At 61.1% G+C, this 21357-nt stretch carries 21 protein-coding genes and 1 other RNA gene; 6 read left to right on the forward strand and 16 right to left on the reverse strand.

Annotated elements, in window-relative coordinates; translation table 11 throughout:
• Positions 1-8: 8 nt before the first annotated feature.
• The 8 genes from ACJ8QF_RS15900 to ACJ8QF_RS15935 all read right to left on the reverse strand — a co-directional run bounded on the left by ACJ8QF_RS15900 (position 9) and on the right by ACJ8QF_RS15935 (position 6496).
• Positions 9-995: an ABC transporter permease gene (locus ACJ8QF_RS15900; RefSeq protein WP_442537682.1), complete on the reverse strand. Its 987-nt coding sequence runs from the start codon at positions 993-995 to the stop codon at positions 9-11.
• Complete coding sequence (locus tag ACJ8QF_RS15905; RefSeq protein ID WP_131165545.1) at positions 988-2505, reverse strand: sugar ABC transporter ATP-binding protein; 1518 nt, start codon at positions 2503-2505, stop codon at positions 988-990. Before ACJ8QF_RS15905 ends, ACJ8QF_RS15900 begins: the two co-directional genes overlap by 8 nt.
• A 2-nt stretch (positions 2506-2507) precedes the next feature.
• Complete coding sequence (locus tag ACJ8QF_RS15910; RefSeq protein ID WP_442537683.1) at positions 2508-3491, reverse strand: substrate-binding domain-containing protein; 984 nt, start codon at positions 3489-3491, stop codon at positions 2508-2510.
• A 47-nt stretch (positions 3492-3538) separates the two neighbouring features.
• A complete protein-coding gene (locus tag ACJ8QF_RS15915) occupies positions 3539-4357 on the reverse strand; it encodes a DeoR/GlpR family DNA-binding transcription regulator (RefSeq protein ID WP_004931653.1) in 819 nt (272 codons plus the stop codon).
• A gap of 381 nt (positions 4358-4738) precedes the next feature.
• Positions 4739-5056: a BrnA antitoxin family protein gene (locus tag ACJ8QF_RS15920; RefSeq protein WP_004931651.1), complete on the reverse strand. Its 318-nt coding sequence runs from the start codon at positions 5054-5056 to the stop codon at positions 4739-4741.
• The gene (locus ACJ8QF_RS15925; protein ID WP_088381899.1) at positions 5019-5342 is read right to left on the reverse strand and encodes a BrnT family toxin; all 324 of its coding nucleotides are present in this window, start codon (positions 5340-5342) and stop codon (positions 5019-5021) included. The genes ACJ8QF_RS15920 and ACJ8QF_RS15925 overlap by 38 nt, the downstream gene beginning before the upstream one ends.
• 77 nt (positions 5343-5419) lie before the next feature.
• Positions 5420-6166 carry an SDR family oxidoreductase gene (locus ACJ8QF_RS15930; protein WP_031300616.1) on the reverse strand — a complete coding sequence of 249 codons (747 nt, stop codon included), beginning with the start codon at positions 6164-6166 and terminating at the stop codon, positions 5420-5422.
• 96 nt (positions 6167-6262) lie between these two features.
• Positions 6263-6496 (reverse strand): hypothetical protein, encoded by a 234-nt coding sequence (locus tag ACJ8QF_RS15935; protein ID WP_004931645.1) that lies wholly within the window; start codon positions 6494-6496, stop codon positions 6263-6265.
• Between the two features lie 189 nt (positions 6497-6685).
• On the opposite strand from ACJ8QF_RS15935, the gene ACJ8QF_RS15940 reads away from it, so the two are divergent.
• The 3 genes from ACJ8QF_RS15940 to ACJ8QF_RS15950 are packed head-to-tail and all read left to right on the forward strand — an operon-like array spanning position 6686 to position 9295.
• Positions 6686-7345 carry a response regulator gene (locus ACJ8QF_RS15940; RefSeq protein ID WP_250602253.1) on the forward strand — a complete coding sequence of 220 codons (660 nt, stop codon included), beginning with the start codon at positions 6686-6688 and terminating at the stop codon, positions 7343-7345.
• 4 nt (positions 7346-7349) lie between these two features.
• Positions 7350-8768 (forward strand): ATP-binding protein, encoded by a 1419-nt coding sequence (locus tag ACJ8QF_RS15945; protein WP_440484576.1) that lies wholly within the window; start codon positions 7350-7352, stop codon positions 8766-8768.
• Positions 8768-9295, forward strand: a complete 528-nt coding sequence (locus tag ACJ8QF_RS15950; protein ID WP_031300620.1) for a GNAT family N-acetyltransferase — start codon at positions 8768-8770, stop codon at positions 9293-9295. Before ACJ8QF_RS15945 ends, ACJ8QF_RS15950 begins: the two co-directional genes overlap by 1 nt.
• Before the next feature lie 10 nt (positions 9296-9305).
• Here ACJ8QF_RS15950 and ACJ8QF_RS15955 read toward each other — a convergent pair whose 3' ends face one another.
• The 8 genes from ACJ8QF_RS15955 to ACJ8QF_RS15990 all read right to left on the reverse strand — a co-directional run bounded on the left by ACJ8QF_RS15955 (position 9306) and on the right by ACJ8QF_RS15990 (position 19803).
• Positions 9306-10271, reverse strand: a complete 966-nt coding sequence (locus ACJ8QF_RS15955) for a quinone oxidoreductase family protein (RefSeq protein ID WP_049186819.1) — start codon at positions 10269-10271, stop codon at positions 9306-9308.
• A 108-nt stretch (positions 10272-10379) separates the two neighbouring features.
• On the reverse strand, positions 10380-13259 hold the full coding sequence (gene gcvP / locus ACJ8QF_RS15960; RefSeq protein WP_004931634.1) for an aminomethyl-transferring glycine dehydrogenase: 2880 nt from the start codon (positions 13257-13259) through the stop codon (positions 10380-10382).
• 92 nt (positions 13260-13351) lie between these two features.
• Positions 13352-13738 (reverse strand): glycine cleavage system protein GcvH, encoded by a 387-nt coding sequence (gene gcvH, locus ACJ8QF_RS15965; RefSeq protein ID WP_004931633.1) that lies wholly within the window; start codon positions 13736-13738, stop codon positions 13352-13354.
• Positions 13739-13784: 46 nt separating this feature from the next.
• Positions 13785-14882, reverse strand: a complete 1098-nt coding sequence (gcvT, locus tag ACJ8QF_RS15970) for a glycine cleavage system aminomethyltransferase GcvT (RefSeq protein WP_004931631.1) — start codon at positions 14880-14882, stop codon at positions 13785-13787.
• Between the two features lie 506 nt (positions 14883-15388).
• On the reverse strand, positions 15389-16591 hold the full coding sequence (gene ubiI, locus ACJ8QF_RS15975) for an FAD-dependent 2-octaprenylphenol hydroxylase (RefSeq protein ID WP_265261362.1): 1203 nt from the start codon (positions 16589-16591) through the stop codon (positions 15389-15391).
• Between the two features lie 81 nt (positions 16592-16672).
• Positions 16673-17851, reverse strand: a complete 1179-nt coding sequence (ubiH, locus tag ACJ8QF_RS15980; RefSeq protein ID WP_265261361.1) for a 2-octaprenyl-6-methoxyphenyl hydroxylase — start codon at positions 17849-17851, stop codon at positions 16673-16675.
• A gap of 1 nt (position 17852) precedes the next feature.
• Positions 17853-19169 (reverse strand): Xaa-Pro aminopeptidase, encoded by a 1317-nt coding sequence (gene pepP / locus ACJ8QF_RS15985; protein ID WP_265261360.1) that lies wholly within the window; start codon positions 19167-19169, stop codon positions 17853-17855.
• 55 nt (positions 19170-19224) lie between these two features.
• Positions 19225-19803, reverse strand: a complete 579-nt coding sequence (locus ACJ8QF_RS15990; protein WP_004931622.1) for a YecA/YgfB family protein — start codon at positions 19801-19803, stop codon at positions 19225-19227.
• A 319-nt stretch (positions 19804-20122) separates the two neighbouring features.
• On the opposite strand from ACJ8QF_RS15990, the gene zapA reads away from it, so the two are divergent.
• The 3 genes from zapA (at position 20123) to ACJ8QF_RS16005 (ending at position 21336) form a co-directional block, all read left to right on the forward strand.
• On the forward strand, positions 20123-20452 hold the full coding sequence (gene zapA, locus ACJ8QF_RS15995) for a cell division protein ZapA (protein WP_004931621.1): 330 nt from the start codon (positions 20123-20125) through the stop codon (positions 20450-20452).
• 40 nt (positions 20453-20492) lie between these two features.
• A non-coding RNA gene (gene ssrS, locus ACJ8QF_RS16000) (6S RNA) lies at positions 20493-20675 on the forward strand.
• Positions 20676-20727: 52 nt separating this feature from the next.
• Positions 20728-21336, forward strand: a complete 609-nt coding sequence (locus ACJ8QF_RS16005) for a 5-formyltetrahydrofolate cyclo-ligase (protein WP_197753832.1) — start codon at positions 20728-20730, stop codon at positions 21334-21336.
• Positions 21337-21357: the final 21 nt, after the last annotated feature.

Here is a 21357-nt window from a genome sequence, read left to right on the forward strand (position 1 = left end):
GGCGCTCCTCAGGCGAAACCGACGTCGGTTTCTTTGCGTTTCTTGTAGTGGGTGACGGTGATCGCCGCGACGATCACCAGACCGATCACCACGTTCATGAAGTAGCTGGACACGCCGATCAGGTTGAGGCCGTTTTTCAGCACGCCGATCAGGAAGACGCCCATCAGCGTGCCGACCACGCTGCCCTTGCCGCCGTTCAGGCTGGCGCCGCCCAGCACCGCCGCCGCCAGCACGTCGAGCTCCCCGCCCACCAGCGCGTTGGGCACCACTTCCCCCATGCGATACACCTGCACCAGGCCGCCGATCGCCGCCATCGCGCCCAGATAGCCATAGGCGAACAGATGCAGCAGGCCAACGCGGATGCCGATGCGCCGCGCCGATTCCGCATCACCGCCCACGGCAAACAGCTGGCGCCCGAGGTGCGTTTTGTTCAGCAGCAGCCAGGTCAGCAGCGCCACCGCCAGCATCACCAGCGTCGGCAAACCGAGCTGATAGCTCTGCTCACCCAGTTGGAACGGCAGCACGCTGCGCGGCAGCGTCCACCAGTCCGGCAATGCATACAGGCTGCGGCCGTTGGTCATCCACATCAGCATGCCGAACAACAACGCCTGCATGCTGATGGTGACGATGATCGAGACGATGCGCAGGCAGTAGATCAGCAGCGCGTTGACCATGCCCAGCGCGGCGCCGATCGCCAACGCCAGCAGAATGCTGCCCGCCGGGCTGGCCAGGCCGTAGTGGGTCGCCAGCGTGGCGATCAGGTACTGCACCACCGAGGCGACTGCGGCGAAGGAGATATCGATGCCGCCGGTCACCAGCACTACAAACAGGCCGAGGGCGAAAATACCGCTCACCGCATAGCTTTCGCTGAGATCGAGCAGGTTTTGCACCGTTAAAAACCGATCGCTGAGCAGCGAAAAGACCATGACCGTTAGCAGCAGCACCCAGGCCAGGTAGCCTTCGTTGCCGCGCGGTTTCAGACTGAATCTACGCATTGACCGCCTCCGCGAGCTGTTGCTGGCTCACCTGCCCCGGCAGGTATTCGCCGATCACGCTGCCGCCGCTGAAGTGCAGCACCCGATCGCAGTTGTAATACACCTCCGGCACCTCGTCGGAGATCAGCAAAATGGCGATCCCCTCCTGCGCCAGCAGATGGATCAGTTGGTAGATGCTGGCCTTGGCACCGACGTCGACGCCGACGGTCGGCGAGTCGAGGATCAAGATCCGCGGCTGGGTCAGCACCCACTTGGCCAGCACGATCTTTTGCTGATTGCCGCCTGACAGCGTCGAAACCGCCTGATCCGGATCCGCCACCCGCACGCCGAGCTTGGCGATCCACTCCGCGACGATGCGATTCTTGCGGTAGTCGTCGATCAGGCGAAAACGCCCGCGCAGCTTATCGAGAATGGTCAGCACCGCGTTATCCGCCACCGACTGTTGCTGCACCAGACCCAGCGTCAGGCGATCCTCCGAGACGTAGCCGATGCCGGCCTTGATCGCGTCCTCATGGCCGCGAAAGCGCACCGGTTTGCTGTCGAGGTAGAGTTTGCCGCTGTCCGGCCGGGTCATGCCGAACAGGCTCAGCGCCAGCTCGGTACGCCCGGAGCCGAGCAGCCCGCACAGACCGAGCACCTCCCCCTGATGCAGACGGAAACTCACATCCTGATACTGCCCAGCGCGGCTCAGGCGATCCGCCTCCAGCATCACCCGATCCTTATTCAGGCTGGGCGCTTTCAGGCGATAGTCCAGCTTCAGACCGGTCATCAGCTCGGTCAGACGATCGCCGGTGATCTCCGCCGCCGGCCAGGTACCGACTTTGTTGCCGTCGCGGATCACCGTGACGCGATCCGAGATCTCCAGCACCTCGTCCAGCCGGTGGCTGACGAACACCACGCAGATGCCCTGCGCTTTCAGATAGTCCACCGTGCGCAGCAGTTGGTTGACCTCGGTGCGGGTCAGCGAAGCGGTCGGTTCGTCCATGATCACCAGCCGCGCCTGCGCCACCAGCGCGCGGCAGATCGCCACCTGTTGGCGCTGCGCGATCGGCAGCTCCGCCACCCGTTTGTCGAGATCCAGATTGAAACTCAGCGATTGCAGCTGGCGTTCGGCGGCGCGCCGCAGCCGCGCCGGGCGGTGCCAACCCAGCAACCCGCGCAGGTTGTGTTCGAAAGCGATGTTTTCCGCCACCGTCAGGTTGGGAAACAGCGACAGATCCTGATAGATCACCTGAATGCCGAAGGCGCGCGCCTGATCCGGCGACAGCCGGCCGAAGGTTTGCCCATCGAGGGTAATGCGGCTGCCGTCGTCCGGTTGATAGACGCCGGCGATCGCCTTGATCAGCGTGCTCTTGCCGCAGCCGTTGGTGCCGGCCAGACAGTGCACCTCCCCCGGCATCAGCGCCAATGAAATATCGTTCAGCGCACGCTGCCCGCCAAAGGTCATCGACAGCTGTTGCAGTTCGATAAGCGGCGCGCTCCGCGTTGCCGTATTGCCGGAAATCGCCATGATTACAGCCCCATCTTCACCAGTTTCGGCAGATTTTGCTTATCCAGGCTTTCGGTGGCGTTGCCCAGAATGGTGTGCTGCTGCGCATCCACCTGCACCTTGCCCATGCCTTCGATGGTCATGCCGTCGGTGATTTTCTCCCCCTTGTGCATCATGTCGGCGATGCGCACGAACACTTCGCCGGCCACCATCGGATTCCAGATGTAACCGCCCTTGATGGCGCCGCGATTGACCAGCGAAGCGCCCTGGCCCGGGCTGAACGGCCCGATGACGCAGATATCGTTGCTTTTGCCGCGGTTGAGCACCGCGCGCCCGGCGCCGATCGGCCCCTGCGAGCCGAATGCCAGCACGCCTTTCAGATCGGGATACTTGGCCATCAGATCGTTGGTGGTGCGCACGCTGTCATCCAGCGATTCCCCCACGCCGAACTTGTCGCCCACCAGTTGCATGTTCGGGTAGTGTTGCTTCTGGTAGTTGATGGCCGAGTCCGACCAGGTGATGTGCAGCGGCACCATCAGGCTGCCGACGTATACCGCGTACTTGCCCTGCTCTTTCATGCAGGCGGCCAGTGCTTTCATGTGGTTGACTCCGTGCTGCGAGGCGTCCACCAGCTCAAAATCCCAGTCGGCGTACTTCTGGCCGGGGGATTCGTGCACGATCACCTTGATGCCCGCTTCCTGCGCGCGCTTGAGCACCGGCTCCAGCACCCGGGCGTCGTTCGGCACCACGCCGATGATGTCCACCTTCTGCGCGATCAGATCCTCGATGGCGCGCACCTGCAGCGCCGGATCCGCCGCCGTCGGCCCGACCATCCAGGCGTCGATGCCGCGTTTGGCGCTCTCGCTTTTGATGCCGGCCTCCATGGCGTTGAACCAGGGAATGCCGCCGATCTTCACCACCACGCCCATTTTCAGCTTGTCCGCCGCCTGCGCAGAGACCGACAGCAGCAGCGAGGCAAACAGACCGACCAGTACGGATTTTTTCATTGTTCTCTCTCCACAAGTGTTGGCTGTAATAAGGGTTTTCGTTGTTGTTATCGCGCCGCCCTTTTCGCGGCGGGTGAAACTTCAATCACGTCGACGTTGTTCCAGGCCAGTTCCTGACGAAATTCGTCGTCGCTGAGCCTGTCGGTGATCAGCGTGTCTATTTCCCGGTAATGACAAATGCGGGCGAACGAGCGGCGGCCGAACTTGTTGCTGTCCACCAGCAGGAACTTGCGTTCCGACGCCAGCAGCATCTGCTGCTTCAGCCGCGCATGGTGCTCATTGCTTTCGCGGATGCCGCCGTCCTGGCAGATGCCGTGGCAGGAGAAAAACAGCTTGTTGATCACGAACTCCTTCAGCATCTGCTCCGCCAGCACGCCGATAAAATCCTCGTACTTGGCGGAATACTCGCCCCCCAGGCCGATGGTGCGCACATTGGCCTTGCAGGCCAGCGTCTGGATGATGTGCAGCGAGTTGGTCAGCACCACCAGCGAGATATCCGGCAGTTGGCGCGCCAAAAACCAACTGGTGGAACTGCTGTCCAGCAGCAGGCAGTCCCCCGGCGCGATAAATTCCAGCGCGCGTTTGGCAATGCGCGTCTTCTGTTCCGGCGCCTCGTTGCTGCGCTGGCGGAAAGATTCCCCCTGGTCTATCTCGGCGGGCACATAGGTTTTCTCCACCGCCGGCGGCTCGACGAACACCGCGCCACCGTGGCTGCGCAGCAGCAGGCCGCGCCGTTCAAGCAAGGCCAGATCACGCCGCGCCGTCTCGATAGAGATGTGGCACAGCTGCGCCACCTCCTGCACCATCACGCGGCCGCGCTGGCTCAAGACTTCGGTGATAAAGCGATGACGTTCTACAGGCAGCATGTTTCTTTTCTCCTCCACAACGTTGATTACGATATCGATTTGCCGCGCCGCGTTTTGCGCGCGGACGCAAAGCGCATCGCCCTGCGATCGGTCAACGATCGCGATGTGATAGTTGTCAAAAAAATCGGGAAGGAAATGAAATGAATAATTACGAAAGTGTGGAGTAACAGGCAGTTATGATGCGCGTACGCCTGAGGTAAACAGGAGAGAAACGGTAAACGGTCACAATTCCACGCTCCGCAGCATGACCGTTAATGACCGTTTGTGTGGTTTTGACCGAGCGCCGCAATTAGACCGCCGGCGTTGATAACGCATTACCTGAAAAAACAGCAAAAAAAATCCGGTGAGAACCTCACCGGATCGTTAGCCGCCTGGCACACATTATTCCCCGTGTTCATGCTCTTTCAACATCGCCTCACGCAACACGGCGTTCAGGCGTTTCTGATAGCCTTTGCCTGGCCGCTGAAGCCAGGCCAACACATCCGCATCGATTCGGATGGTTTTCGATACTTTCATCGGTTTATAAAAACGCCCCTGAACCGCAGCCTGCCACTTTTCCTCATCCAGTGCCGGCGCATCGGCATAATCGATGTCCTCGTCCGGCAACGCACTCAGTGAAGCAATTTGCGCTTTCTGCTCCTCCGTCAACGGCGGGAGTACGCTATGGGCCAGATTTTTGGCGGAATTTTTGCGCTTCATATTTTCCCCTCTCTTTGGCATCGGCCTTGCGTGCTGAAATGATACGCACGATCTCTACTGTATCGCCTTCGACATCCGTTTCGATCGTCGTATGTGCCACCAGCAACAGCAAGCAGGATCCGACCATGCCGATCGTTTGCCAACGTTCTTCTCCACCCTCGATCCTTTCCAACACAGCCAAATGGTTGGGATCCAGAAAAACCCGTTGCGCAATCTCAAAACTGACACGGTGTTTGCGCTGGTTACTGTGATTTTTATCCTGATTCCATTCAAAATAAACATACATTTTTGTAACTACATTTTGATTGTTATTTAATCAAAATACCTCACATCCGGAGGGATGTCAAAACCCTACGGATGCGTTCAACGCCCGCCTGCGGCCTCGATAAAGGTGCCGGTCACGTAAGACGCGGCGTCAGACAGCAACCAGGCGATCGCCTCCGCCACTTCCTGCGGCTGGCCGCCGCGCTGCATCGGCAAACTGTCCTTCACGCGATCCACCCGGCCAGGCTCGCCGCCGCTGGCGTGCATCTCGGTATAGATGAATCCGGGCCGCACGCCGTTGACGCGAATGCCCTGCGCCGCCACTTCCCGCGATAACCCGATGGTCAGCGTATCGACGGCGCCTTTCGAGGCGGCATAGTCGACGTACTCTCCCGCCGCCCCCAGTCGGGACGCCGCGGAGGAAACGTTGACGATGGCACCGCCCCGCCCGCCATAGCGCAGCGCCATGCGCTTCACCGCCTCGCGGCAACACAGGAAGTAACCGGTAACGTTGGTGCCGAGCACCTGATTGATGCGCTCGGCGGTCAACTGTTCAATGTTCGCCTGCTGGAACAGAATGCCGGCGTTGTTGACCAGCGCGCTGAGCGTGCCCAGCCCGGCATCCAGTGCGCCGAACATCGCCATCACCTGCGCTTCGTCGGCCACGTCAGCCTGCAATGCCAGCGCCTTACCGCCCTGCGTCTCAATCTCCGCCACCACCTGCCGCGCCGCACTTTCGTCACGCAGGTAATTCACGCCCACCGCATAGCCCTGCCGGGCCAGCAGCAAAGCGGTCGCGCGGCCAATTCCCCGGCTTGCGCCAGTCACCAATGCCACTTTCGTCATCGTATTTTTTCTCTGGTTGGCGATATAAAAATAACGGCCTGCGCACAGGCTCCCCGTTTGCCAGTCAGAGTATAGAGCGGCGCTCTAGAAAACGCTTCAGAGCTGAGCCAGGCGGCGCAGCAGCTTTTTAATCCGATATTTCGCGCAGCCGGAGGCGTCCGTTACCGCCACCTGATGGCCCCGCTGCAAACCGGAAGCATGCAGGCCTTTGTGAGCAGGGCTGTGCACATCGCCGCGAAACGACAGCATCAACAGCACGAGCAGCATCGCCACGCCTGAATACATCAGCCGCCGCGAGGCGCCCGCGAGCGGGGAACCGTCAGTCTGCATGTTTCGCTCCCTCAGCCATGATTTCGAATGGCAGCAAAATAACTGAAATCCCCCCTCGTTCCCTTAACGCGAGATTAAAGCCAGATTAAGGTTTGCTTAAGAACGTGCAGGCAGCGCAGGTTTCCCCGTTGTCTTCCCGTCAGCGTTATAGTTAGATAAGCGCGACTCAAGGATCTCAGCGGAAATAACGTGAACATACTGTTGGTGGAAGACGACCTGCAATTAGGCAAGGCGCTGTGCCGAGCATTGGAGCTGGCCGGCTTTAATTTGTGCTGGGTGCGCCTGCTCGTCGACGCGGAAAATAAACTTTCATCCAGCGGGTTCGATTTGATGCTGCTGGATCTCACGCTGCCGGACGGTGACGGTTTGCAGAGGCTGATCGCCTGGCGCGCCGCCGGGCAAAATATCCCGATCATCATCCTGACCGCCCGCGACCGCATTGAAAGCCTGGTGAACAGCCTGGATTCCGGCGCGGACGACTTTCTGGCCAAACCCTTTGCGCTGCCCGAACTCATCTCGCGCGTCAAGGCGGTCAACCGGCGCATGGCGGGCTTCGCGTCACAAACCTGGAGCCTCGGCGCGCTGTATCTCGATCCGGTCAACCATCAGGTCATGCTGGATAACGAACTGCTGATGCTGTCGAAAAAAGAGTATCACCTGCTGCACGAACTGATGCGCTGCGCCGGCACCGTGGTGCGCAAAGCGGTGTTGGAACAGCGGCTGTTCGGCCACGGCGACAGCGTGGAAAGCAACTCGCTGGAAGTGCACATGCATAATTTACGGCGCAAGATCGGTAAAGAAAGAATTATTACCGTACGCGGCATTGGTTATTTGCTGAAGAAAGAGTAGCGAAATGATCGGTTTCAAATCCTTCTTTATGCGCACCATTATTTTCCAGGTGCTGGCCATTTTATTATTGTGGGGGCTCCTCGTCGCCTGGGTGAAATATTGGTATTACCCCGACATGGAGAAATATTTCGATAACCAGCAACGCATCGTCGCTGCAGGCATCGCCAATATTCTCGACGAAACCGGCACTGACCATATCGATTACCGCGGCATCATCAAGACCATTGAAGGCATGTACATTGATTCCATCAATAACGGCATGCAGGATGAAATCGACTATCACCCGCTGTTTGTGGTTTACGATCGAGACAACCGGGTGCTTTACAGTTCGCAAACGCAGGGAGAGCCGCTGCGCCTGCCGCCTTCGGTGCTGTCCGGCTCGGTCAATTACGCCGGCGCCAACTGGCATCTCGCCGGCAGCTGGAGCGAGGATCGCCAGTACCGGGTGATCGTCGGCGAATCGTTCAACGATCGCACCACGCTGTTCGGCAACCCGGCGGAGAGCACCGCCATGCCGCTACTGGGCATTCTGGCGGCCATCATCATCACCTTGCTGTTTACCGCCTATTTCAGCCTGCGGCCGCTGCGCCAGATCGCCCGCACCATTTCCGATCGTCAGCCCGGCAATCTGTCGCCGATCAACGTCAGCGAGCAGTATCAGGAAATCCGGCCGGTGGTGATGGAGGTTAACAAACTGATGGCGCGCATCGACGCCGCCAATCAGCGCGAGAAACGATTTATGGCCGACGCCGCGCATGAGCTGCGCACGCCGATCGCCGCCGTGCTGGCGCAGCTGCATTTGCTGACCCAGGTCAGCGAGCAGCAGGAGCGCCGGGAAATCATCGGCGACATGCAGCAAGGACTGGATCGGGCGGCGTCGCTGTCACGCCAGCTGATCAACCTGGCCAAGCTGGAGGCGGAAGATTTTCCGCTGAAGATTGAGGCGGTGGATATCTACGCCGAAATTGGAAAATGCATCGCGCAGCACGTCCCCTATGCGCTGGAAAAAGATGTCGAACTGTCGCTCGACGGCAGCGAGGAGGTGGTGGTGAGTACCGACCGCCATGCGCTGATCGCCATCTTCACCAACCTGCTGGACAATGCGCTCAAGTATGCGCCGCCCGGCAGCCGCATCGAAGCCAATATCCGCTCGCTGGCGCCACTCGGCTGCTATATTACGTTGCGCGACAACGGCCCCGGGGTGAGCGAAGAGCACCTTCCGCGCCTGTTTGAGCGCTTTTACCGCGTGCCCGGCACGCAGCAGACCGGCAGCGGGCTGGGATTGGCCATCGCCCGCAACCTGGCCGACAAAATCGGCGCGCAGCTGCGCGTCACCGAAGGCCTCGACGATCGCGGCATCGGCTTTATCATCGATTTGCCGGAAAGTTACCGGCCACAGACTGAGAGTGAACCACGAGCATGATCGCCCCTGTACTGCTGCAACGGCAGCAACTCGACCGGCTGTGGGATATCGACCGCAGCGAAATTATCGACACCCTGTATCGCCTGCAGGACGGCAAGCTGCACCCCTACCCGGACTACTACGATGTGCGCGGCTGGGATCCGCACGATCGGGAAACCTATACGCCGATCCATGAAGCGTGCTTCGATCGCGGCGGCGCGTTCTTCGCGCTGTTCGAAGGCGAGGAGATCGTGGCGGCGGCGGCGCTGGACACCGAACCGCGCGGCCCGCGGCAAGATCTGCGCCAATTGCTGTTCTTTTACGTCAGCGCGCACCAACGCGGCCAGGGGTTAGGCAAGCAGCTGTTCCAGCTCTGCCTGCGGCAGGCGGCGCAAGAAGGCGCCGCCGGGCTGTACGTCTCCTCCATTCCCAACAAAAGCACCGTAGACTTCTATCTGGCGCAGGGTTGCCGGCTCATCGAACAGCCGGATACCGAATTGTTCGCCCGTGAGCCGGAGGACATTCACCTGGTCTGCCTCTGCCGCTAGCGGCCGGGGCCTAACGGGCGATGCGTATCACCGAACGCACGTCGCTTTTCTTGTTCAGATCCCACACCTCGTTGATATCCGCCAGCGCGTGTTCCTGCGTCTCGACGGTGAGCGCTCCCGTCGCCGCCAGCGCCAAAATCTCGGTCGCGTAGCGCTGCATCTCCGGGATCGGCGGGAAGTTGCCGGTGCCGCTGCCGAGGATCTGCAGCTGATTGCTGCGCAGCACCGCCGCCGGCAGCCGGATGTCCGGCGCGGCCATCGAGCCGACGTTGACCAAGCGAATGCCGCGCCCCCCGGCGTAAGACGAGAGATCGTGATTATTGAGCGTCGCCAGCAGCGCTTCGGTCGCCGGGCCCCAAATGTAATCGACAATCACCTGATAACCACCCGGCCCCGCCGCCGCCGCGAAGGCCTGCGTCAGCGCCTCGCCCTGCAGGCTCAGATCCACCGTGGCGTCTACACCCAATGCCTCCAGCACGCTCAGGCGCCGACCGGCGGCAACAATGCGTCCGGCCCCCGCCTGACGCGCCGCCGCGACCGCCAGCTTGCCGGAGGTGCCGGTGGCGCCAATGATCAGCACCGTTTCTCCGGGCTGCAGATCCGCCCGCCAGCGCAGCGGCAGCCAGGCGGCGAAGGCCGGATTGATCAGCGCCGCCGCCGTGGCGTCGTCCACCGTCTCCGGCACCGGCACCGTCCAGGACGCGACGCTGCGCTCGGCCATCGCGCCGTAAGGGCGACGGAAAGAGGCGAAGTACACCCGTTGCCCGTCCGCCGTACGGCCCACGCCGTCGGTGCCGGGCACGATCGGCAATTGCTTCGGGCTGGAATAATGAGTGCCGGCGACGGTGGCGCGATCCAGCTGCTTGATGCCGGCCGCCAGAACGTCGATCGGCACTTCATTCGCCTGCGCCTGAGGCTCCTCAAAGGTGCCGAAAACCGGGGGTTGCCCCAGCGCTGTTACGATTGCCGCTTGCATGATGACTCCTCAAATCGTGGGAACGTACCGGAAAGAATAGGCCGCGATAAAATAAAAAGGGACACCGCATCATGCGGTGTCCCCCAAACACAAACTTTGCCGAACGTGTTATTCGTAATCGCTCATCGGCACGCAAGAGCAGAACAGGTTACGGTCGCCGTACACGTCGTCCAGACGCTTAACGCTCGGCCAGTACTTGTTCTCGCGTACGCCGGCCACCGGGAACACCGCCAGCTCGCGGCTGTACGGGTGCTGCCAGTCGTTGACCAGCTCCGCCTGCACGTGCGGCGCATTCACCAGCGGGTTGTCTTCCAGCGGCCATTCGCCTTTGGCGACGCGGTCGATTTCGCTGCGGATCGCCAGCATCGCATCGATAAAGCGATCCAGCTCCACCTTGCTTTCCGACTCGGTCGGCTCGACCATCAGCGTGCCCGCCACCGGGAACGACATGGTCGGCGCGTGGAAGCCGAAGTCAATCAGGCGCTTGGCGATGTCCATTTCGCTGATGCCGGTCTCTTCCTTCAGCGGACGAATGTCGAGGATGCATTCGTGCGCCACGCGGTGATCGCGGCCGGTATACAGAATCGGGTAAGCGTCTTTCAGACGGGTAGCGATGTAGTTGGCGTTCAGGATCGCCATCTGGCTGGCCTGCTTCAGGCCCTCCGCGCCCATCATGCGGATGTACATCCAACTGATAGGCAGGATGGAGGCGCTGCCGAACGGCGCCGCGGAGACCGCGCCCTGCTGGGTGGTCACGCCGTCGATCTGCACCACGCTGTGGCCCGGTACGAACGGCGCCAGGTGCGCTTTCACGCCGATAGGGCCCATGCCCGGGCCGCCGCCGCCGTGCGGGATGCAGAAGGTTTTATGCAGGTTGAGGTGCGAAACATCCGCGCCGATGTAGCCTGGCGTGGTGATGCCCACCTGGGCGTTCATGTTGGCGCCGTCGAGATACACCTGACCGCCGAACTGATGCACGATCTGGCACACTTCACGGATGGTTTCTTCATACACGCCGTGAGTCGACGGGTAGGTCACCATGATGCAAGAGAGTTCTTCGCCTGCCTGCTCCGCCTTGACGCGCAGATCGTGCAGATCGATGTTGCCGTTCTTGTCGCAGGCGACCACCACCACGCTCATGCCCGCCATTTGGGCAGAGGCCGGGTTGGTGCCGTGCGCGGAACTCGGGATCAGGCAGACGTGACGGCCCGCTTCGTTGCGGCTTTCGTGGTAGCGGCGGATCGCCAGCAGGCCGGCGTATTCGCCCTGCGCGCCGGAGTTCGGCTGCATGCACACCGCGTCATAGCCGGTCAGCTGCACCAGCCACTGAGACAGTTGGCCGATCATCTGCTGGTAACCGGCAGCCTGCTCCGGCGGGCAGAACGGGTGCAGTTCGGAGAATTCAGGCCAGGTGATCGGGATCATTTCCGCCGCGGCGTTCAATTTCATGGTGCAAGAGCCCAGCGGGATCATCGCCTGGTTCAGCGCCAGATCCTTACGCTCCAAGCGATGCATGTAACGCATCATCTCGGTTTCGCTGTGATAGCGGTTGAATACAGGGTGGGTCAGGATCGGATCCTGGCGCAGCATGGCGGCCGGGATCGATTGACTGTTTTTGCTCACCGCCGCGTCCAGCGCGTCGATGTCCAGACCGTGATTGTCGCCCGCCAGCAGTGCGAACAGCGTTTGCACGTCTTCACGCGAGGTGGCTTCATCCAGCGTGATGCCCACGGCGCCGTGGATGTCGGTACGCAGGTTGATGCCGAAGCTCAGCGCGCGCTCCAGCACCGCCGCCTTGTCTTTCACTTCAACGGTCAGGGTGTCGAACCAGGTGTTGTGGCGCAGCGTCAGACCGGCCTTCTGCAGCCCGGCGGCCAGGATGTCGGTCAGGCGATGGATGCGCCCGGCGATGCGCTGCAGCCCTTGCGGGCCGTGATACACCGCATACAGGCTGGCGATGTTGGCCAGCAGCACCTGCGAAGTACAGATATTCGAGTTGGCCTTCTCGCGGCGGATATGTTGCTCGCGGGTCTGCATCGCCATGCGCAGCGCGGTGTTGCCGGCGGCATCGCGGGAAACGCCGATGATGCGGCCCGGCATCGAGCGTTTGAACTCGTCGCGGCAGGCGAAGAAGGCGGCGTGCGGGCCGCCGTAGCCCATCGGCACGCCGAAGCGTTGCGCGGAGCCGAACACCACGTCGGCGCCCTGCTTGCCCGGCGCGGTCAGCAGCACCAGGGCCATGATGTCGGCAGCCACGCTGGTGATGATTTTGCGCGATTTCAGTTCGGCCAGCAGCGCGCTGTAGTCGTGCAGTTCACCGGTGGTGCCCACCTGCTGCAGCAACACGCCGAACACGCCGTCCAGCTCCAGCACTTTTTCCGCTTTATCGACGATGACGTCGAAGCCGAAGGTTTCGGCGCGGGTGCGCACCACGTCCAGCGTCTGTGGATGCACGTCGTCAGCCACGAAGAAGCGGTTGGCGTCTTTCAGCTTGCTGGCGCGTTTGGCCAACGCCATCGCCTCAGCGGCGGCGGTGGCTTCATCCAGCAGCGATGCGGAGGCCAGATCCAGGCCGGTCAGATCGAGGGTCACGGTCTGGAAGTTCAGCAGCGCTTCCAGACGGCCCTGCGACACTTCCGGCTGATAGGGGGTGTAAGCGGTGTACCAGCCCGGGTTTTCCAGCATGTTGCGCAGGATCACCGGCGGCGTCAGCACGGCGCTGTAGCCCATGCCGATATAGGATTTGTAGCGCTGATTCTGCGAGGCGATCGCCTTCAGCTCAGCCAACGCCTGATGTTCGGTCGCCGCGTCGCCAACCGGCGGCGGCCCCGGCAGCTGAATGTCCGCCGGCACGATCTGTTGGATCAGCGCGCTGAGCGAGCGAGCGCCCACCGCTGCCAGCAACTCCTGGCGTTGTTCCGCAGAAGAGCCGATGTGGCGTTCGATGAACGCTTCGCTGTGTTCGAGTTGGCTGAGTGTCTGAGTCATTGCTACAAATTCCTGAATGCTTGCGTGATACGGGATATAGCTTGAACGGTAACTAAAACGCCCCGGCCGAAAGGCCTGGGGCGTGGGCACGATTACTCGTCGATCGAGGCCTGATAAGCCGCTGCGTCCAGCAGGTTCGCCAGCTCGCCTTCGTCGGAGGCTTTAATCTGGAACAGGAAGCCGTCACCGTAAGGTTCGCTGTTCACCAGCTCCGGGGAGCTTTCCAGCTCGGCGTTCACCGCCACGATTTCACCGCTGATTGGCGCGTAGATGTCCGACGCCGCCTTGACGGATTCCGCCACGGCGCAGTCTTCACCGGCGGCGACTGTGCGGCCCACTTCCGGCAGATCGACAAACACCATATCGCCCAGCAGTTCCTGCGCGTGTTCGGTGATGCCCACGGTGTAAACGCCGTTACCTTCTGCGCGAACCCACTCGTGAGAGGATGCGTATTTCAATTCTGTTGGCACATTGCTCATCGCCGGTTACTCCTTCGAAGAAATAAAAGAATCAATCAATAAAAAATCAATTTGTCAGCGGCTTGCCGGCGCGAACGAAACCGGGCTTGGTCACTTTGACCGGCATCTCGCGGTTGCGGATCTGCACGATGGCCTGCTCGCCGATACCCGCCGGCACGCGCGCCAGCGCGATGCTGAAGCCCAGCGTCGGGGAGAACGAACCGCTGGTGATCACGCCTTCATGGGTTTGCCCCGCCGCGTCGGTGAAACGCACCGGCAGCTCATTACGTAATACGCCTTTTTCCGTCATGATCAAGCCGACCAGTTGCTCGGTGCCCTGCTCGCGCTGTTGTTCCAGCGCTTCGCGGCCGATGAAACGGCGATCTTCCGGCTGCCAGGCGATGGTCCAGCCCATGTTGGCGGCCAGCGGCGAAACGCCTTCATCCATCTCTTGCCCGTAGAGGTTCATGCCCGCTTCCAGGCGCAGGGTGTCGCGCGCGCCCAGACCGGCCGGCTTGACGCCCGCGGCCAGCAATTTTTGCCAGAAATCCGCCGCCTGCTCTTTCGGCAGCGCGATCTCATAGCCGGCCTCGCCGGTGTAACCGGTGGTGGCGATGAACAGCTCGCCGGCCTGCACGCCGAAGAATGGCTTCATGCCTTCGACCGCGCTTTTTTGTTCCGGGGTGAACAGGGTGCCGGCGCGCTCTTTGGCCTGCGGGCCCTGCACCGCGATCAGCGCCAGATCGTCGCGCACCGTCAGCGCGACGCCATACGGTGCGGCGTGCTCTTCGATCCAGGCCAGGTCTTTATCGCGGGTGGCGGAGTTCACCACCAGGCGGAAATAGTCTTCAGTGAGGAAATAAACGATCAGGTCGTCGATCACGCCGCCGGAAGCATTCAGCATGCCGGTGTACAGCGCTTTACCGGGTTGGGTCAGTTTGGCGACGTCGTTCGCCAGCAGGTAGCGCAGGAACTCGCGGGTGCGAGCGCCGTGCAGATCCACGATGGTCATGTGAGACACGTCGAACATGCCGGCATCCTGACGTACCGCGTGGTGCTCATCGAGCTGCGAGCCGTAGTGCAGCGGCATCATCCAGCCGTGAAAGTCTACCATGCGCGCACCGCACGCCACGTGCTGGTCGTACAGTGGGGTTTGCTTTGCCATCTTTTCCCTCTTTCCACTCGTCGCTAGAAGTTAGGGTGCTGCCACGCAATGCGGCGGAGCCTGGCTCGCGGCCCGATCGCCATGGCGCACTGACTGCTCAACACAAATGCTGCGCCGGGACGGGCGAAAACTGCGTGCAACCGCCGTGACGCAAACGATACCTTTCCCCCGAACTTATCACCGAACGACCACATTAACCATAAGTTAAAATAGGCTCATCGCCGTTCCGGGGAGGTAAAATGCCGGGCTAGTGTGCAGAGTTTTTCACTGGAAAAATGCGCCTTAAGGCACAAAATTAACAATTAAAGCGGCAAAATGCCGAACTTATATAACAAACCTATGGCCGCACATAGGATCCGGACTTTTGATAACCGAACATGGAATTAGAAAAAGTAATGATAAAAAGCGGCTGAAATTAGATTATTTCAAATGAAGGGTTATATAAGGAAACGCGATGGCATAAGGCGAGAAGCGCGAGCCCGCTGCGGGCTCGCAGAAGGCAGGTGTCAGGCAAGCCACTCGGGCAGATCGTTCAGGCCCATCGCCTGACGCACCAGCTTAGGCTTGACGCCAGGCAGGCTGTCCGCCAGCCGCAGACCCACGTCGCGCAGCAGCTTTTTGGCCGGGTGGTTGCCGTCGAACAGTTCGCGGAAACCCTGCATGCTGGCCAACATCACCGCCGCGCCGTGTTTGCGGCGGCGCTCATAGCGGCGCAGATAGAGGTGCTGGCCAATATCCTTGCCCTGCCGCTGCAGGCGGCGCAGTTCGGAAATCAGCTCGGCGGCGTCCATAAAGCCCAGGTTCACGCCCTGTCCGGCCAGCGGATGCACGGTATGCGCCGCATCGCCCACCAGCGCCAGGCGGTGCGCTGCGAAGCTGCGCGCATAGCGGCCGGTCAGCGGGAACGCCAGCCGTTCGCTTTCCAGGCTGCAGGCGCCCAGACGCATATCGAAGGCCATCGCCAGTTCGCGGTTGAATTGTTCCGGCTCCAGCTGCTTGAGACGCTCAGCGTCTTCCGGCGCGACCGACCAGACGATGGAGCTCAAATGCGGATCGCTGAACGGCAGGAACGCCAGAATGCCGTCGCCGTGGAAAATTTGCCGCGCCGTGGCCTGATGCGGCTCTTCGGTGCGGATGGTGGCCACCAACGCGTGGTGGCGATAGTCCCAGAAGGTAAGCGGGATATCGGCATGCTGGCGCAGCCACGACTGGGCGCCGTCGGCGCCAATCACCAACCGGGCGGTCAGCATACGGCCGTCCTCCAGCGTGATGAAGGCGTCATTCTCGCCCCACGCCACCTGCTTGAGCGCGGCCGGGGTAATCAGCGTGATGTCCGACAGGCTTTCGGCGCGCTTCCACAGCGCCTGCTGGATCACCGAATTTTCGATGATGTGGCCGAGATGGCTGAAACCGCACTCGTCGCCGCGGAAGGCGATTTTACCGAAGCTATCGCGATCCCACACTTCCATCGCGTTGTAGGCGCTGGCGCGCTGCTGGAGGATGTCGTCCCACACGTCGATATGCTGCAGCAAACGCTCGCTGGCGGCATTGATGGCGGAAACGCGCAGCGCAGGCTGCTCCGACGGCGGCGCCATATCCGGCTGGCGCTGCTCCAGCACCGCCACGCGCAGCCCGCTGCCCTGCAGGCCGCAGGCCAACGCCAGCCCCACCATACCGCCACCGGCGATAATCACGTCAAATGATTGCATGCTGCTCGATTTCCTTAAATAACGCGCGACGCCTTGCCACGCCGCGTTTTTGGGCGCGCCACAGGGCGCCCGATTCTGTGTCTAACGTTCCACCCAGCCCAATGTGCGCTTGGCGAAGGCGTCGCGCACCGCCGGCAAACGCTCCATCGCCATCAGCCCCAGGTTGCGGCCGACCACCAGCGGGGCATAACGGTTGGCGAACAGGCGAATCAATCCGTCGGTCACGCCGATCGTCGCCTGCTGATCGTTTTGCCGCCGCTGCTGATAGCGGCTCAGCAGCGCATAACCGCCGGCGTCTTCGCCGCTGTTCATCGCTTCCGCCAGCGTTTCCGCCAGCGACATCACATCGCGCAGACCAAGGTTGAACCCCTGCCCGGCGATCGGATGCAGCGTCTGCGCCGCGTTGCCCACCAGCGCCAGCCGGTGGCTGACATGACGATCGGCGGTTAGCAGGCCAAGTGGATAACTGTGCCGCTTACCGGCCTTGAGGATGCGCCCCAGCCGCCAGCCGAAGGCCTGTTGCAGCTCGGCGATAAAACGCGCGTCGTCCCAGGCATCCACCTGGGCGCGATCTTCACGCGCATGGCACCACACCAGCGAACTGCGCCCCTGTGACATCGGCAACAGCGCCAGCGGCCCATAACGGGTAAAGCGCTCGAAAGCTCGCCCCTGCGGATCTTCCGCCGTGGTGACGTTGGCGATGGTGGCGAACTGCGGATAGTCCTCCTGCCGCCACTGCACGTTGCAGGCCTGCGCCAGCGCCGAACGTGAGCCGTCGGCCGCCACCAGCAGCTGCCCGCGCAGACGCTGGCCGTTGTCCAGCAGCACTTCCGCCCGCTCCGTGGTGCGAATCACGTCCACCACCCGCGCGGGGCAGTGCAGCGTGACGCCCGGCGCCTTCGCCAGCAGCGCGAACAGCCGCTGCCCGGCGTCGTGCAGTTCGATCACCTGGCCGAGCGCATCGACCTGATAATCCTGCGCCTGCAGATTAACGAAACCGGCGTGACCGCGATCGCTGACGTGCACCTGAGTGATCGGCGTGGCGCAGTCGCGCAGCGCCGGCCAAACGCCGATGCGCGCCAGCTGTTGGCAGGTGCCCTGCGCCAAAGCGATGGCGCGGGCGTCAAAGCCAGGATGGCTGCGGTCGTCCGGCCGGGTCGCCTCGACCAGATCCACCGCCATTCTTCCCTGAGTGAGCGACGAAATGGCCAGCGCCAACGTCGCGCCCGCCATACCGCCACCAACGATAATGACGCTCATGCTATGACCTTGCCGCCGCCATCAACGCTTCGATGGCATCGGCGTCTTTCACCACGGTGGCGGTCAGGTTTTCATTGCCGTCGGCGATGATCACGATGTCGTCCTCAATGCGGATGCCGATGCCGCGGTATTCCTCCGGCACGTCCGCATCCGGCGCGATATACAACCCCGGTTCCACGGTCAGCACCATGCCCGGCTCCAGCAGCCGATCGCGGCTCGGCGTGCCATAGTGGCCAACGTCGTGCACGTCGAGACCCAACCAGTGGCTCAACCCGTGCATAAAGAACTGACGGTGAGCCTGCTCGGCGATCAATTGATCGACTTCACCTTTCAATACACCCAGCTCCACCAGCCCGACCACCATGATGCGTACCACTTCGTCGTTGACTTCACGGATGCTGGTGCCGGGCTTAAACAGCTCCAGCGCACGCTGCAGCGACGCCAGCACGATATCGTACACTGCGCGCTGCGGCCGGCTGAACTTGCCGTTGACCGGGAAGGTGCGGGTGATGTCGCCGGCATACCCCTGGAACTCGCAACCGGCGTCGATCAGCACCAGATCGCCGTCGCGCATCTGGCTCTCGTTCTCGGTGTAGTGCAGGATGCAGCCGTTTTCGCCGCTGCCGACGATGGTGTTGTAAGACGGGTAGCGAGCGCCGAGGCGGGTGAACTCATGATGAATTTCCGCTTCCAGCTGATATTCGAACATGCCCGGGCGGCATTTTTCCATCGCGCGGGTATGCGCCAACGCGCTGATCTCACCGGCGCGGCGCATCACCGCCAGCTCTTCCGGCGATTTGAACAGGCGCATGTCGTGCAGCCACGGCCGCCAGTCGGTCACGGTGGCAGGCGCCTGCAGATTCTGGCGGAACCCCTTGCGCAGCTTGTCCAACGCGCCGAACAGGATCTGATCGGCATAGGCGTATTCGCCCTGCGCGTGGTAGACCACATCCAGGCCGTTGAGCAGCAGGTGCAGTTGGTCATTGATTTCATCGAACGGCAGCGCGCGATCCACGCCCAGCTTTGCCGGTGCGGCGTCTTGCCCCAGGCGGCGGCCAAACCAGATTTCCGCCGTCAAATCGCGCACCCGGTTGAACAACACGCTGTGGTTGTGCGTTTCGTCGCTTTTAATCAGCACCAGCACCGCTTCCGGCTCATTGAAGCCGGTCAGGTACCAAAAATCGCTGTTCTGCCGGTAGGGATAGTCTGAATCTGCACTGCGCGTCGTTTCCGGCGCAGAGAAAATAACCGCCGCGCTGGCCGGCGCCATTTTCGCCAACAGCGCCTGGCGGCGGTTGTTGAATTCCTGCTGAGTCATTACCTTCTCCTGAAATCATGCCATCCGCACCGCCGGCGGAGGGGCGATAGAACGTTTAGTGCAGCGTCGGTTTGATATTTTCCGGCGCCGTCGGTTTGTGACGGGTGAATTCGCCGTGGCACATGATGGCGGCGACCCGCACATACTCCGCCACTTCTTCCAACGACTGTTCCAATTCTTCCTGATCTTCGTCTTCGTCGTAGCCCAGTTGCGCGATGTTGCGCAGATCGTCGATCGCTTCACCGACTTCGTCTTTCACCTGAGCCAGCTTCGGCTGCATCATGCCCAGACCGAGCAGGAAGTGGTTGACCCAACCGGCCAGCGCGTCGGCACGATCGAACACGCTGACGATCTCCCCTTCAGGCAGCATCAGTTGGAACAGGAATTCGTCATCTTCCAGCGTGTCACGCGTCGCTTCATACAGCTGCTGCAACGGTTGGCTGAGCGCCTGTGGGAAGGCGACGCCTTCGTTGGTCAGATCGTGCACCAGCGCCTGCCAGCCGGCGTCACGGCTGCCGCCACACAGCAGGCCGCTGATCAGGCCGTGCATTTCTGCCGCGGTCAACGCCACCGACTGCTGGTTGAGGGCCACGGTTAAAGATTGGTAACTTGGAAATGTATTCTGTATAGACATGCGCATTCGTCATCGTTGGCAGGATAAGTTCGTGTTATGCTACCACCAAGGTCCGTCGCTATACCAGATAAGCGCGACACCTCAGTGGCTAGTTATAATCGCGATGTGGCAGGTTTCACACTGCGCCGGCGGGTGACGAAAGTGCGGTAAATACGCATTTTGAAACCCTTTTTTGACTGGCAATGTGCGTCACAGTAGATTACAACCAGGTACTGAAAAAGGGGTTGTATCTTGGTACCGAGGTATATATAGTGGCGCCCGCTTTGACGACCCGGCCAGGGCGGACAAGGCTGGCGCGAAATTTAGGCAGGAAGGTGGCATGTCTGCACAACCGGTAGATATTCAAATTTTTGGCCGCTCGTTAAGAGTCAATTGCCCGCCAGAACAACAAGATGCGTTGAATATGGCGGCGGACGATCTTAACCAACGGTTGCAAGATCTTAAAGTTCGCACTAGAGTCTCCAATACTGAGCAACTGGTTTTCATCGCGGCATTGAACGTCTGTCACGAACTTGCTCAAGAACGGTTGAAAACCCGTGACTACGCGTCCAATATGGAACAACGCATACGGATGCTGCAGCAGACCATTGAACAAGCGCTGCTTGAACAAGGTCGCATCTCTGAACGTCAGGATGCACAATTCGAATAACTTAAGTTGTTGAAATTAAAGTTTCGGCAACGAGTACAAAATTTCTCTGAGATGTTCGCCAGTGGGCCAGTCCCCTGAGCCGATATTTAGTACAAACAGAATGTGTTGCTCCGCGATCGGTGAGCACGCTCGGTGCGCCGAGAAGCCTTAAGATTGCGACGGCACGTTCACCTTGAACCATGGGTTCAAGGGTTACAGCCTGCGACGGCATCTCGGAGATTCCCCTTCTCAGCGGTTTATGTGTGCTGAACGCCACACTGAGCAAGCCTGATACGATGCCTTTTCAACCCCAATTCGCGCAGCAGCGCCAAGCCATTCGTCAACTCATTCGCCAACGTCGGCGCGAGCTTACGCCGGGCCAGCAACGCTTTGCCGCAGAAAAGATAGCCGAACGCCTCGTCACGCATGAACGCATTCAGACGGCGCACAGCATCGCGGTGTTTTTGTCGTTTGACGGCGAACTCGATACCGGGCCGCTGATCGAACGGCTGTGGACGCTCGGCAAACGGGTTTACCTGCCGGTGCTGCATCCGTTCAGCCCGGGCCACCTGCTGTTCCTGCGCTATGCGCCGGAAACGCCGCTGGTGCGCAATCGCTTCAATATTCTCGAACCGCGCCTCGATGTGCGCAAGGTGTTGCCGCTGGGTGAACTGGAGGTGGTGCTGACACCGCTGGTGGCGTTCGATCATACCGGGCAGCGTCTGGGCATGGGCGGCGGCTTTTACGATCGCACCCTGCAAAACTGGCGCAGCGGCGGCCCCTATCCCATCGGCCTGGCCCATGATTGCCAGCAGGTGGAGCATCTGCCGACCGAACACTGGGATATCCCGCTGCCGGAAATCCTCACCCCGCTCTGCAGCTGGGCGTGGCACGAGCCAAAATAGCAAAAGGCCGGATCGCTCCGG

It is taken from the genome of Serratia sp. CY81684 (assembly GCF_052166595.1).
GTDB lineage: Bacteria > Pseudomonadota > Gammaproteobacteria > Enterobacterales > Enterobacteriaceae > Serratia > Serratia nematodiphila.

Excerpts from the sequence above, each read along its gene's own strand:
- ACJ8QF_RS15990 (WP_004931622.1), bottom strand. The coding sequence starts at position 19,803 with ATGTCTATACAGAATACATTTCCAAGTTACCAATCTTTAACCGTGGCC.
- ACJ8QF_RS15905 (WP_131165545.1), bottom strand. The coding sequence starts at position 2,505 with ATGGCGATTTCCGGCAATACGGCAACGCGGAGCGCGCCGCTTATCGAA.
- ACJ8QF_RS15935 (WP_004931645.1), bottom strand. The coding sequence starts at position 6,496 with ATGCAGACTGACGGTTCCCCGCTCGCGGGCGCCTCGCGGCGGCTGATG.
- ACJ8QF_RS15925 (WP_088381899.1), bottom strand. The coding sequence starts at position 5,342 with ATGTATGTTTATTTTGAATGGAATCAGGATAAAAATCACAGTAACCAG.
- ACJ8QF_RS15955 (WP_049186819.1), bottom strand. The coding sequence starts at position 10,271 with ATGCAAGCGGCAATCGTAACAGCGCTGGGGCAACCCCCGGTTTTCGGC.
- ubiH (WP_265261361.1), bottom strand. The coding sequence starts at position 17,851 with ATGAGCGTCATTATCGTTGGTGGCGGTATGGCGGGCGCGACGTTGGCG.
- gcvH (WP_004931633.1), bottom strand. The coding sequence starts at position 13,738 with ATGAGCAATGTGCCAACAGAATTGAAATACGCATCCTCTCACGAGTGG.
- gcvP (WP_004931634.1), bottom strand. The coding sequence starts at position 13,259 with ATGACTCAGACACTCAGCCAACTCGAACACAGCGAAGCGTTCATCGAA.
- ACJ8QF_RS15900 (WP_442537682.1), bottom strand. The coding sequence starts at position 995 with ATGCGTAGATTCAGTCTGAAACCGCGCGGCAACGAAGGCTACCTGGCC.
- ACJ8QF_RS15945 (WP_440484576.1), top strand. The coding sequence starts at position 7,350 with ATGATCGGTTTCAAATCCTTCTTTATGCGCACCATTATTTTCCAGGTG.
- ACJ8QF_RS15930 (WP_031300616.1), bottom strand. The coding sequence starts at position 6,166 with ATGACGAAAGTGGCATTGGTGACTGGCGCAAGCCGGGGAATTGGCCGC.
- ACJ8QF_RS15920 (WP_004931651.1), bottom strand. The coding sequence starts at position 5,056 with ATGAAGCGCAAAAATTCCGCCAAAAATCTGGCCCATAGCGTACTCCCG.
- ACJ8QF_RS16005 (WP_197753832.1), top strand. The coding sequence starts at position 20,728 with ATGCCTTTTCAACCCCAATTCGCGCAGCAGCGCCAAGCCATTCGTCAA.
- gcvT (WP_004931631.1), bottom strand. The coding sequence starts at position 14,882 with ATGGCAAAGCAAACCCCACTGTACGACCAGCACGTGGCGTGCGGTGCG.
- pepP (WP_265261360.1), bottom strand. The coding sequence starts at position 19,169 with ATGACTCAGCAGGAATTCAACAACCGCCGCCAGGCGCTGTTGGCGAAA.
- zapA (WP_004931621.1), top strand. The coding sequence starts at position 20,123 with ATGTCTGCACAACCGGTAGATATTCAAATTTTTGGCCGCTCGTTAAGA.
- ACJ8QF_RS15915 (WP_004931653.1), bottom strand. The coding sequence starts at position 4,357 with ATGCTGCCTGTAGAACGTCATCGCTTTATCACCGAAGTCTTGAGCCAG.
- ubiI (WP_265261362.1), bottom strand. The coding sequence starts at position 16,591 with ATGCAATCATTTGACGTGATTATCGCCGGTGGCGGTATGGTGGGGCTG.
- ACJ8QF_RS15910 (WP_442537683.1), bottom strand. The coding sequence starts at position 3,491 with ATGAAAAAATCCGTACTGGTCGGTCTGTTTGCCTCGCTGCTGCTGTCG.